The organism is Dietzia aerolata (assembly GCF_014144865.1).
Classification (GTDB): Bacteria; Actinomycetota; Actinomycetes; order Mycobacteriales; family Mycobacteriaceae; genus Dietzia; species Dietzia aerolata.
In genome coordinates, this window is sequence record NZ_JAALDM010000058.1 from 1 (window position 1) to 11,214 (window position 11,214).

The 11,214-nt window shown below is 68.3% G+C and carries 10 protein-coding genes, 1 tRNA gene and 1 other RNA gene; 2 read left to right on the plus strand and 10 right to left on the minus strand.

The window, feature by feature from the left end; genetic code table 11:
* The 10 genes from G6016_RS04445 to G6016_RS04490 form a co-directional block, all read right to left on the minus strand.
* The coding region (locus G6016_RS04445) for an NADH-quinone oxidoreductase subunit G (RefSeq protein ID WP_182631494.1) at positions 1-1,576 on the minus strand (1,576 nt) is incomplete at its 3' end.
* Positions 1,573-2,910, minus strand: coding sequence for an NADH-quinone oxidoreductase subunit NuoF (gene nuoF / locus G6016_RS04450; RefSeq protein WP_182631495.1), 1,338 nt, complete (start codon positions 2,908-2,910; stop codon positions 1,573-1,575). The genes nuoF and G6016_RS04445, both read right to left, overlap by 4 nt.
* A gap of 1 nt (position 2,911) precedes the next feature.
* Positions 2,912-3,724: an NADH-quinone oxidoreductase subunit NuoE gene (nuoE, locus tag G6016_RS04455; RefSeq protein ID WP_182631496.1), complete on the minus strand. Its 813-nt coding sequence runs from the start codon at positions 3,722-3,724 to the stop codon at positions 2,912-2,914.
* Positions 3,721-5,016 (minus strand): NADH dehydrogenase (quinone) subunit D, encoded by a 1,296-nt coding sequence (gene nuoD / locus G6016_RS04460; protein ID WP_182631497.1) that lies wholly within the window; start codon positions 5,014-5,016, stop codon positions 3,721-3,723. The genes nuoE and nuoD overlap by 4 nt, the downstream gene beginning before the upstream one ends.
* Positions 5,013-5,804 carry an NADH-quinone oxidoreductase subunit C gene (locus G6016_RS04465; RefSeq protein WP_182631498.1) on the minus strand — a complete coding sequence of 264 codons (792 nt, stop codon included), beginning with the start codon at positions 5,802-5,804 and terminating at the stop codon, positions 5,013-5,015. The genes nuoD and G6016_RS04465 overlap by 4 nt, the downstream gene beginning before the upstream one ends.
* Positions 5,801-6,355, minus strand: a complete 555-nt coding sequence (locus G6016_RS04470) for a NuoB/complex I 20 kDa subunit family protein (protein ID WP_182631499.1) — start codon at positions 6,353-6,355, stop codon at positions 5,801-5,803. Before G6016_RS04470 ends, G6016_RS04465 begins: the two co-directional genes overlap by 4 nt.
* Before the next feature lie 54 nt (positions 6,356-6,409).
* Positions 6,410-6,769, minus strand: coding sequence for an NADH-quinone oxidoreductase subunit A (locus G6016_RS04475; protein WP_182631500.1), 360 nt, complete (start codon positions 6,767-6,769; stop codon positions 6,410-6,412).
* 263 nt (positions 6,770-7,032) lie between these two features.
* Positions 7,033-7,449 (minus strand): DNA-binding transcriptional response regulator, encoded by a 417-nt coding sequence (locus tag G6016_RS04480; RefSeq protein WP_182631501.1) that lies wholly within the window; start codon positions 7,447-7,449, stop codon positions 7,033-7,035.
* A 94-nt stretch (positions 7,450-7,543) separates the two neighbouring features.
* Entirely contained in the window at positions 7,544-9,382 is a 1,839-nt protein-coding gene (locus G6016_RS04485) for a glycerophosphoryl diester phosphodiesterase membrane domain-containing protein (protein WP_182631502.1), read from the minus strand.
* 257 nt (positions 9,383-9,639) lie between these two features.
* Positions 9,640-9,727: transfer RNA gene (locus tag G6016_RS04490), tRNA-Ser, on the minus strand.
* A gap of 165 nt (positions 9,728-9,892) precedes the next feature.
* On the opposite strand from G6016_RS04490, the gene ffs reads away from it, so the two are divergent.
* Together ffs and G6016_RS04500 are read left to right on the plus strand one after the other, a co-directional pair.
* Positions 9,893-9,987, plus strand: an RNA gene (ffs, locus tag G6016_RS04495) — signal recognition particle sRNA small type.
* A 51-nt stretch (positions 9,988-10,038) separates the two neighbouring features.
* The coding region (locus tag G6016_RS04500) for an aspartate aminotransferase type Ic (RefSeq protein ID WP_422110446.1) at positions 10,039-11,214 on the plus strand (1,176 nt) is incomplete at its 3' end.

The window sequence follows — 11,214 nt, forward strand, 5'->3', positions numbered from 1 at the left end:
ATCCGGCCTCGAGTGCGCCGCGTTCGCCGGCGCGCCGGGGAACCCAGGCCAGGCGGGCCCCGGTGGCATCGGCGAGCGCGGATGCCGCGGTCAGACCACCGGGGATCGCGCCGAGGCGTTCGCCGACCATGATCACCGCTCCGGGCTGGCGCAGCAGTGTGGCGAGCACGTCGTGATTCGCATCGGCGGCCGCGAGTGCCTTGAGGACCTTCGGCTCTGTGCCGGGGGCGGTCGGCAGCAGGGTCGCGCTGGTCTTGCGCACGGCCGGGGAGGCGAACGGCGCAATCGCGAACACGGGCAGCCCGAGGTCACGCGCGGAACGCCGCAGCCGCAGGAAGACGATCGGCGATTCTTCCTCGGGGTCGAAGCCCACGAGCAGGACGACCGGGGCCGTCTCGAGGTCGGTGAACGTCACGCCGCCGTCGTCGGGAGTCCGGCCGACCACGCGCTTCGCGAGGAAGTCGGCCTCCTCGGCGCTGTGGTGCCGGGCCCGGAAGTCCACGTCGTTGGTGTGCAGGACAGTGCGCGCGAACTTGGCGTAGGCGTAGGCGTCCTCGCTGGTCAGCCTGCCGCCGGTCAGGACGCCGGTGCGTCCGCGGGCGGCGGCGAGCCCCTGGGCGGCCACGGCGAGCGCGGTCGACCAGGGCGCGGGCACCAGGCCGCCGTCCTCGCCGCGGATCATCGGCGTGGTGATGCGGTCCCGCTCGGTGGCGTAGGTGAATGCCCAGCGGCCCTTGTCGCAGTTCCACTCCTCGTTGACCTCGTGATCGTTGCCCGCCATGCGACGCAGCACCCGGCCACGGCGGTGATCGGTGCGCTGGTCGCAGCCACTGGCGCAGTGCTCGCAGACGCTCGGGGAGGAGACCAGGTCGAACGGCCGGGCCCGGAAGCGGTAGGCCGCGCCGGTCAGTGCGCCGACCGGGCAGATCTGAACCGTGTTGCCGGAGAAGTAGGACTCGAATGCCTCGTCGCCGTAGACCCCCACCTGCTGCTGGGCGCCACGCTCGAACAGGTCGAGGAACGGGTCCCCGGCGATCTGTTCGGAGAAGCGGGTGCAGCGGGCGCACATCACGCAGCGTTCGCGGTCGAGCAGCAACTGCGACGACAGGGACAGTGGCTTGGGGAACGTGCGCTTGACCTCGGTGAACCGGGAGAGCGCATGCCCGCTGGACAGCGCCTGGTTCTGCAGCGGGCACTCGCCACCTTTGTCACAGACCGGGCAGTCGAGCGGGTGATTGATGAGCAGCAACTCCATCACGCCGCGCTGCGCCTTGTCCGCGACCTCGGAGGTGGCCTGGGTGCGCACGACCATGTCCGGGGTGACGGGGGTGGTGCAGGAGGTGACCGGTTTCGGGGCGCCCTCGACCTCGACGATGCACTGGCGGCACGCCCCCGCCGGCTCGAGCAGCGGGTGGTCGCAGAAGCGCGGGATCTCCACGCCCATCGTCTCGGCGGCCCGGATGATCAGCGTGCCCTTGGGGACCGAGACCTCGCGGCCGTCGATCGTCAGTGTGACCAGGTCTTCGGCGGGAGCCGGGCCGGGGGCGCCGGGGGCGCCGGAATCGGGCTTGGTCATCGGGCCACCTCCTGGCGATCGGCGAACACGGTGGAACGGCGGTGGTCGAACGGGCAGCCATCCGGGATGTGTGCCAAGTACTCGTCGCGGAACAGTCGAATCGACGACATGATCGGGGTGGCCGCGGCGTCGCCGAGGGCGCAGAACGATTTGCCGAAAACGTTGTCGGAGATGTCGAGCAGCCGCTCGATGTCGTCCTCGCTCGCGGTGCCGTCCTCGAGCCGCTGCATGATCTGCTTGAGCCAGTACGTGCCCTCGCGGCAGGGCGTGCATTTGCCGCAGGACTCGTGGGCGTAGAACTCCGACCACCGCAGGACGGCCCGCACGACGCAGGTGGTGTCGTCGAAGATCTGCAGGGCCTTGGTACCGAGCATCGTGCCCTCGGCGGCGCAGCCCTCGTAGTCGAGCGGCATGTCGAGGTGCGCGTCGGTCAGCAGCGGCGTCGACGACCCGCCGGGCGTCCAGAACTTGAGGGTGTGGCCCTCGCGGATCCCGCCGGCCAACTCCAGCAACTCGCGCAGGGTGATGCCCAGCGGTGCCTCGTATTGGCCGGGCCGCGCGACGTGCCCGGACAGCGAGTACAGGGTGAAGCCGGGCGATTTCTCCGAGCCCATCGACCGGAACCAGTCGGTCCCGTTCTGCAGGATCGCCGGCACGGAGGCGATCGACTCGACGTTGTTCACCACCGTGGGACAGGCGTAAAGGCCGGCTACGGCGGGGAACGGCGGCCGAAGTCTCGGCTGCCCGCGGCGACCCTCGAGCGAGTCCAAGAGCGCGGTCTCCTCGCCACAGATGTAGGCGCCGGCCCCGGCGTGGACCACCAGCTCGAGGTCGAATCCGCTGCCCTGGATGTTCTTGCCCAGGTATCCGGCTTCGTAGGCTTCCGCGACCGCGACCTGGAGGCGGCGCAGCACGGGCACCACCTCGCCGCGCAGGTAGATGAACGCGTGCGAGGCGCGGATCGCGTACGCGGCGATAATGACGCCCTCGATCAGCACATGCGGCGTCGCCATCATCAGCGGCATGTCCTTGCAGGTGCCGGGCTCGGACTCGTCGGCGTTGACCACCAGGTACTTGGGCTTGCCCTCCGGCGACCCGGGCGCGGGGGTCTCGCCGGGTTTCGCCTGCGGGATGAAGCTCCACTTGCGTCCCGTCGGGAATCCGGCGCCGCCGCGGCCACGCAGCCCCGCATCGAGGACCGTGGAGGTGACCGAGTCCGGGTCGGTGGCCAGAGCATTGCGCAGCCCGGTGTAGCCGTCGTGGGCGAGGTAGGACTCCAGCGTCCACGACTCGGGGGTGTCCCAGTAGCGGCTGAGGTACGGCGCGAGTGCCATGTCAGGCCTCCTCGTCCGGGTCGGAAGGGCTGGCGGCGACGTCGGACGCGGAGCCAGTGCCGGGGGCCTGAGGCGCCTGCATATCGTGTTCGCGGGCGACGCGCAGCCCGACCAGCGTCGCCTCACCGGGAGCGCCGTCGTTGGCGCCGGGCCGGGAGTCGGGGAACCCGGCGAGGATGCGGGAGGTCTCGCGGAACGTGCACAGCGGCGCGCCGCGCGTGGGCGTGACGGTCTCGCCGGCGCGCAGGTCGTCCACGACGCGCCGCGCTTTCTCGGGCGTCTGGTCATCGAAGAATTCCCAGTTCACCATCATCACCGGCGCGTAGTCGCAGGCCGCGTTGCACTCGATCCGCTCGAGGGTGACGCGCCCGTCGTCGGTGGTGCCGGGCCCGTCGAGGCCGAGGTGGTCGGCCAGGTCGGCGTAGATCTCGTCGCCGCCCATGACCGCGCACAGGGTGTTGGTGCACACGCCCACGAGGTAGTCGCCGGTGGGCGTGCGGCGGTACATCGAATAGAAGGTGGCCACGGCCATGACTTCGGCGGGGGAGAGGTCGACGACGACGGCGCAGAACTCGATACCCGCCGGGGTCAGGTACCCGTCTTCGGCCTGGACTAGATGCAGCAGGGGCAGGAGCGCGGATCGGGCCTGCGGATACTTGCCAACAATTTCTGTGGCATCGGCATGGAGGCGCTTGAGCACGTCGGTGGGGTATTCGCGGCGGGCGTCGGGCTGGAGGATTTCGCCGGGCTCGTCGGGCATGCGGCCGAACTGGAGGAACACCGGCTCGCCGCCGGGCCGTTCTGCACTTCTCATCGGTCCACCCCTCCCATCACGGGGTCGATGCTGGCCACGGCCGCGATCACGTCGGCGATCATCCCGCCCTCGCACATGGCGGCCACCGCCTGCAGGTTGGTGAACGAGGGATCCCGGTAATGGACGCGGTAGGGGCGGGTGCCGCCGTCGGAGACCATGTGCACACCCAGCTCGCCGCGCGGCGATTCCACCGGGACGTACACCTGGCCCGGCGGGACCGAGAATCCCTCGGTGACCAGCTTGAAGTGGTGGATCAGCGCCTCCATGGAGCTGTCCATGATGTGGCGGATGTGCTCCTGAGAGTTGCCGAGTCCGTCCGGGCCCACCTTGAGCTTGGAGGGCCATGCGACCTTGGGGTCGTCGACCATCACCGGGCCGGGGGCGAGCCGGTCCAGGCACTGCTCGACGATCTTCAGCGACTCCTTCATCTCGTCGACGCGGACGAGGAACCGGTCGTAGCAGTCGCTGCCCGAGCCGGTGATGACGTCGAACTCGTAGGTCTCGTAGCCGCAATAAGGGTCGGAGCGGCGCACGTCATGCGGCAGTCCGGTCGCGCGCAGGACGGGGCCGGTCATGCCGAGGGCCATGCAGCCGGTCAGGTCGAGGTACGCGATGTCCTTGAGCCGCATCTTCCAGATGGGGTTCTCGCGCAGGAGCAACTCCATCTCCCGGATGCGTCCCGGCAGCACGTCGAGCAGGTTGCGGACCATCGGGACGGCCTCGTCTGGCAGGTCCTGCACCACCCCGCCGGGCCGGACGTAGGCGTGGTTCATCCGCAGGCCGGTGATCACCTCGAACACGTCGAGGATGAGCTCGCGGTCGCGGAAGCCGAACAGCATCGGCGTGGTGGCGCCGAGCTCCATGCCGGCCGTGGCGATCGCGACCAGGTGGGAGGAGATCCGGTTGAGCTCCATGAGCATCACCCGGATCACCGTCGCCCGCTCCGGCACCTGATCGGTGATCCCGAGCAATTTCTCCACGCCGAGGCAGAACGCGATCTCGTTGAAGAACGGCGACAGGTAGTCCATGCGGGTGACAAAGGTGACGCCCTGCGACCAGTACCGGTACTCGAGGTTCTTCTCGATGCCCGTGTGCAGGTAGCCGATCCCGCAGCGGGCCTGGGTGACGGTTTCGCCCTCGATCTCGAGGATCAGCCGCAGCACGCCGTGCGTCGACGGGTGTTGGGGGCCCATGTTGACCACGATGCGGTCGTCGTCGGCGTTGCGGGCCGCCTCGCTGATCGCGTCCCAGTCCTGGCCGGACGCGGTGAGGATCGTGCGGTCGGGGCTCATGAGTACGCCCTCCGCTGATCCGGCGGCGGGACGGTGGCGCCCTTGTACTGCACCGGGATACCGCCGAGTGGGTAGTCCTTGCGCTGCGGGTGGCCCTCCCAGTCGTCGGGCATCTCGATCCGCGTCAGCGACGGGTGGCCGTCGAAGATGACGCCGAAGAAGTCGTACGTCTCGCGCTCGTGCCAGTCGGTGGTGGGATATACGCGGGTCAGCGTGGGGATGTGCGGGTCGGCGTCGGGGGCGCAGGTCTCCAGCATCACGCGCCGGTTGTGGGTGATCGACTGCAGGGGATACACCACGTGCAGCTCCCGCCTGGTCGCGTCCGGGTAGTGCACCCCGCTGGCACCGAGCGACATTTCGAAGCGCAGGTCCGGCTCGTCCCGCAGGGTCCGCGCCACCGCCGGAAGGTGCTCGCGCACCACGTGCAGGGTCAGCTGCCCCGCGTGGACCACCACCTGCTCGACAGCCTCCGCGAAGGACGGTCCGCCCCGCCGCTGCAGGGCGTCGGTGAGACCGTCGACGATGGCGTTGTCGTCGTCGTCCTCAAAAGGGGGTTCCGACCCGCCCGGCAGTAACGTGGGGCGCACCAGGCCGCCGAAGCCCGAGGTGTCCCCGGTACCGCGGACGCCGAACATGCCGCGGCGCTCGCCCACCTGCTCCGGCGCGGCGCGGTGCGCATCGGGCACCGCGGTCTCGCCAGATGTAGAGGCGGTGGTCGGGGACGCGTCGGTGGCCGGGTTTGGCTGCGCGGCGTCGGACCGGTCGCGGCGGTCGGGGACGTCCGTCATCGGAACATCCCCTCGACCGGGATCAGCGGGCGTTCGTCGAGTGCGGCCTGTTCGGCGGCCTTGACCGCCTCGACGCGGTTGACGCCGAGCGGCATCGACTCGATCTTGGTGTGCAGCGTGAGGATGGCGTGCATGAGCATCTCGGGGCGCGGCGGGCAGCCGGGGAGGTAGATGTCGACGGGCACGATGTGGTCGACGCCCTGGACGATCGCGTAGTTGTTGAACATCCCGCCCGACGACGCGCACACGCCCATCGCGAGCACCCACTTGGGCTCGGCCATCTGGTCGTACACCTGGCGCAGGACCGGGGCCATCTTCTGGCTCACCCGCCCCGCGACGATCATCAGATCCGCCTGCCGCGGCGACGCGCGGAACACCTCCGTGCCGAAGCGCGCCAGGTCGTAGCGGCCGCCACTGGTGGACATCATCTCGATCGCGCAGCACGCCAGGCCGAACGTGGCCGGCCACAGCGAACCCTTGCGGAAATAGCCCGCGAGCTGCTCGACCGTGGTCAGCAGGAATCCGGCAGGTACCTGTTCCTCGATGCCCATGGCCACCGCTCCCTTCCGCGTGTCAGTGCCGCGCGTGCGCGTATTTCGGTCGGACTAGTCCCAGCTCAAGCCGCCGCGGCGCCACTCGTAGGCGTAGGCGACGGAGACGTTGAAGACGAACAGGGCCATCGCGGCCAGGCCGAACACGCCCAGTTCGTCGAAGTAGACGGCCCACGGGTACAGGAAGAGGATCTCGATGCCGAAGATGATGAACAGCATCGCCGTGAGGTAGTACTTCACCGGGAAACGGCCGCCGCCCGCCGGCTGCGGGGTGGGCTGGATGCCGCACTCGTAGGCCTCGACCTTGGCCCGGTTGAAGCGGCTCGGACCCGCCAGCGACGAGACGAACGACGAGAACACGGCGAACGCGACGGCCAGGGCCCCGAGGACCAGAATCGGCACATACTCGTTCATGTCACGTCACTCCCTCGCGCCTGGTCGAGGGCATGCCTGTGGGCACACCTCTCCTGCAACCGCAGGGGATGCGGGCGGCCGGTTGTGGTGGGTTCCGGCAGCGCCCGATTCCCCTGTGACCTAGATCTCAGTGGTCACTGCCTGTGACTCTACTCACATCTCTTTGACGTGTGTCGGGACTTTGGGCAAGCCGCGTGTCGGGGGTGGATTCGCGGGGTTGCGGGCCGCCTTCGGGCGCGTGGCGGGCGTGGGACGGGTGGCCGTCAGGCGCGGGGCGCGGCGCGCAGTAGGAGGTCGTTGACGGTGTCGCGCAAAGTGAGTGGGTCGATCGGGTGCGCTACGGAGGCGTCCGCGCGGGACCAGTCGGCGAGCCAGCGGTCGTCCGCCCGGCCGATCAGGACGAGGATCGGCGGGCAGTGCTCGAGCTCGTCGCGCAGTTGCTTGGCCAGGCCCATGCCGCCGGTGGGGGTGGCCTCGCCGTCGAGGATCGCCAGGTCGATCCCGCCGGCGTCAAGGTGCGAGATCGCCGCCGCCGCGGTGGCCACTTCGAGGTGATCCAGGCGCGGCAGATCCGGATGCGTTCGCGTGCCCAGGGCGGAGATGACGCGGCCACGGGTCGCGGCCTGGCTGCTGTAGACGAGCACGCGAAGCGAGACGTCCGGGGCTGTGGTCTCCGTCACGTGGGCGATGCTACCCAGGGCGGCGGTCGACGGTGGCCGGGTTGCGCTTCCGGATTGCCCGGCCAGCCCGATCCCGCGCACCGGTTCGGGTCGATCACAAGATCACGAAGCCCACCATCAGATCCAACAGTGCCGGCGTCACGCCCGATTCATTGATGATCTCCTCGCGGGATTCCAGCGCCGTGTCTGGCCGGTCGGTGATGATCCCATCGGCTCCGGTGCGGATCCGCACACGCTGCGCGAGCGAATCGTCGACAGTCCAGACGTAGAAGCCGAGCCCCTCGTCCGCCGCCGCGTCGTGCATGGTGTCGGTCGCGGTGTACTCCTCGATCACCAGGAAATCCGCCGAGGTGTCCGGGACACCGACCCCCGCGAACGCGAGGATGTATCCGACGTCGGTGCGGGGCAGGAGCTCCTTGAGGCGTTCGACGCTCGCGTGATCGAGCGAATGGAATGTGTTGCCCTGCAGCGCGTCCAGTTCGGTGAGCTCCTCCACCAGCAGATCAACATGGTCCGGGGTATCGAGTCCGCCCATCTTGATCTCGATCAGCAGGGGCATGTCGATCTCTTTGGCGCGGGTCACGTACTCGGCCAGAGAGGGGATCCGCGCGGAGTTTCCGACCTGGTCACGCACCGTGATGGCGGTGAGTTCGTTCAGGGTCAGGTCTTTGACGTTGACGTTCTGACCGGCGAGGCGAGTGAGGTTGGCGTCGTGCATCACCACGAACTGGCCGTCCGCTGTCTGCAGGACGTCCATCTCCACCCGGTCCGCTCCCACCTCGGCGGCGGCCTCTAGGGAGGGGATCGTGTTTTCCACGCCGCCGGCGAGGTAGCCGCGGTGGGCGAGGATCTCGGTGTCCGGCATGGCGGCGAGGGCATGGACCGGCTCCGACAGGACGAGCTGCAGTGGGACCACCAGTGCGGTGGCGCCCATGACCAGTCCCCATCGCCAGGGGCCGGAGGGGTAGGCGTGGTCGTCGCGCTCGTCAGACGACTCCGCCAAGGGGTCCGGCGTGGCGCCCGCGAGCCGGGCGGCCGTCGACAGCATGGCAAGCCACAGGACGGTCGCGGTACTCACGACGATCAGCAGCACGATCTGTGCCATTGCCATGCTGAACGAGGCGGACACCCCGGACAGTGCCGGCGCGCCCTGGTCGGTGATCATGGCCGGGATCGTCGACGCGAGCGCGATGACGACCGCGAGCAGTATCGTCGGCACCCCGATGGCGACCGTGGTGACGGTGAGCGCCCAGAGTTCGCGGCCGCGAACCGTGCGCCAGCTTGTGCGGATCGCCTCGGTGCCGGAGGCATCGGAGTTGAAGAACAACGGCAGCGCGAGGGCGCAACGGATGTTGATCCACAGGATCACGAGCATCAGAACGTTCCAGAGCACCGCGGTGACGGGATCCTTCAGGAGTTCGCCGGAGATGAAGTTCGGAATCGCGATGACCTGTGTGAGCGTCGAGAAGAACCCGAGCCCGCTGATCGGCAGCAGCAGGAATACGTAGAAGAAGATCGGGATGGAGGACCGCCGGAACAGTTTCCGGACTACCGCGCGGATCCCCCGGAGCAGCTCGCGTGTACTCACAGTTCCGGTGTCCCAGACCTGTCGGATCGCGACGAAAAGTATCGCCAGTTGCACTGCCACCATTGCGAAAGCGAACAGTCCGATGGCCAGTAGGAGGAAGGCGGGCAGGATTGATGAGAATGACGGGCTCAGGTTTGCCAGGTCCAGGCCGGTCTGGCCGGTCATCTGTAGTGCCTCACGGAACAACAGGCTGATCAGGGGGCGTCCCAGCAAGACGATCAGAACGTTGGTGGCGAAGGCGAGCACCACCACGGCGATCCCGGCACGACGGCCAGTCAGCAGGGTTTCCCGGAGTAGTTCGCCTGCTCCGACGCGGCCGCGAGCAGGGTCAGGCTGAATCCGCACTGTCACTGTGGATACCCTTTCCGCCCGGCTGCTCCACGAAGCGGCGCAGAAACCTAAACATACTCTGATCAGTGCAGTGTGAGCGTGTAATCCGATAAAGCTAGTTCGCCGGGACGCCTCGGCCTGACCTGTGCGTCCGCATCGCCGGGGAGGGTGGCGGTCATGCGTCCGAATGGGACGGCTCAGGGCTGGGGCGCTTCGGCAGAAACGAGAAAGGTCCCTGATCGCGTTTCCACGATCAGGGACCTTCTCTTGCGCGGAGGATAGGGGATTTGAACCCCTGAGGGGCTATAAACCCCAACCCGCGTTCCAGGCGAGCGCCATAGGCCACTAGGCGAATCCTCCGTGGAGCACTTTACCCAGCCCGGTGAATCGGAGGCAAACCGCCTCCTCTCGTCGGGAGGGTGCGGGTCTGGCGACGGTGGGGGGAGACGCGCGGGCGCAACTTCGGGTGGGTGCGGAGAGGGACGGGCCGCGTGCAGTGGCCGGGGTGGTCCCGCTAGACTCATCCGTGGACCCCGCGCGGCGTCCATCCTGTGAACTCCCCCAGGGCCGGAAGGCAGCAAGGGTCAGCGGGCTCTGGCGGGTGCGCGGGGTCCCCTTATATCTAGAGGGCACCACCAACGTCCAAGTTGCCGAAACCGACGGAGGCCATCGTGGCGCTGTCCGATCTGACCACCGACGAACTCACCCGACTCGAGTCGCAACTGGCCTCGGAGTACGACGCGCTGGCGGCCAAAGGCCTGAAACTTGATCTGACCCGCGGTAAACCGTCGCCCGAGCAACTCGATCTCTCCGAGCGCCTGCTGTCGCTGCCGGGGGAGGGGGACCACACCTCCGGTGGCACGGATGTGCGCAACTACGGAGGCGGCGCCGGACTGCCCGAGTTGCGGGCGATCTTCGCCGAGCTGCTGGGTGTCGACGCGGACAGGGTCCTCGCGCAGGACAACGCCAGCCTGTCGATCATGTACGACCTGCTGACGTTCTCCATGCTGTTCGGCACCCCTGATTCGGAGCGTCCCTGGAAGGACGAGCCGCAGCTGAGGTGGCTGTGTCCCGTCCCGGGGTATGACCGCCACTTTGGCATCACCGAGGCACTGGGAATCGAGATGATTCCGGTGCCGATGGGTCCGAACGGTCCGGATATGGACGAGGTCGAGCGGCTCGTCGCCGAGGATCCGTCCATCAAGGGCATGTGGTGCGTTCCGATCTTCTCCAACCCCACGGGCGCGGTCTACGACGACCACACGGTCTCCCGCCTGGCCCGCATGGTCACCGCGGCCCCGGACTTCCGGGTGATCTGGGACAACGCCTACGTCGTCCACACCCTCACCAACGACTTCCCCAAGGTGCCGGACGTCGACACGGTGGCCGCCGAGGCGGGTCACCCGAATCGCTTCCTGCAGGTCTGCTCGACTTCGAAGATCACGTTCGCCGGTGCGGGTGTGTCCTTCCTGTCCTCCTCGAAGGCGAACCTCGACTGGTACCTCGGGCATACCGGGGTGCGGTCCATCGGCCCGAACAAGGTCAACCAGCTGGCGCACGCCCGTTTCTTCGGCGACGCCGACGGGGTGCGCGAGCACATGTTGCGCCATCGGGAGAGCGTCGCGCCCAAGTTCGAGACCGCCAACGCGGTCCTGACCTCCAGGCTCGACGAGTACGGGATCGCGAGCTGGGCCATGCCCGAGGGTGGGTACTTCATCGACCTCGAGGTGGTCGACGGCACGGCAACCGAAACCGTGCGCCTGGCCAAGGAGGTCGGCGTCGCACTCACTCCCGCCGGCTCGGCCTACCCGTACGGAAATGATCCGGACGACCGCCACATCCGTCTG

Bases quoted from the DNA above. Each gene is read 5' to 3' on its own strand.
- nuoF (WP_182631495.1), bottom strand. From the start codon at position 2,910: ATGGCACTCGCGCCGTACCTCAGCCGCTACTGGGACACCCCCGAGTCG.
- nuoE (WP_182631496.1), bottom strand. From the start codon at position 3,724: ATGAGAAGTGCAGAACGGCCCGGCGGCGAGCCGGTGTTCCTCCAGTTC.
- nuoD (WP_182631497.1), bottom strand. From the start codon at position 5,016: ATGAGCCCCGACCGCACGATCCTCACCGCGTCCGGCCAGGACTGGGAC.
- G6016_RS04465 (WP_182631498.1), bottom strand. From the start codon at position 5,804: ATGACGGACGTCCCCGACCGCCGCGACCGGTCCGACGCCGCGCAGCCA.
- G6016_RS04470 (WP_182631499.1), bottom strand. From the start codon at position 6,355: ATGGGCATCGAGGAACAGGTACCTGCCGGATTCCTGCTGACCACGGTC.
- G6016_RS04475 (WP_182631500.1), bottom strand. From the start codon at position 6,769: ATGAACGAGTATGTGCCGATTCTGGTCCTCGGGGCCCTGGCCGTCGCG.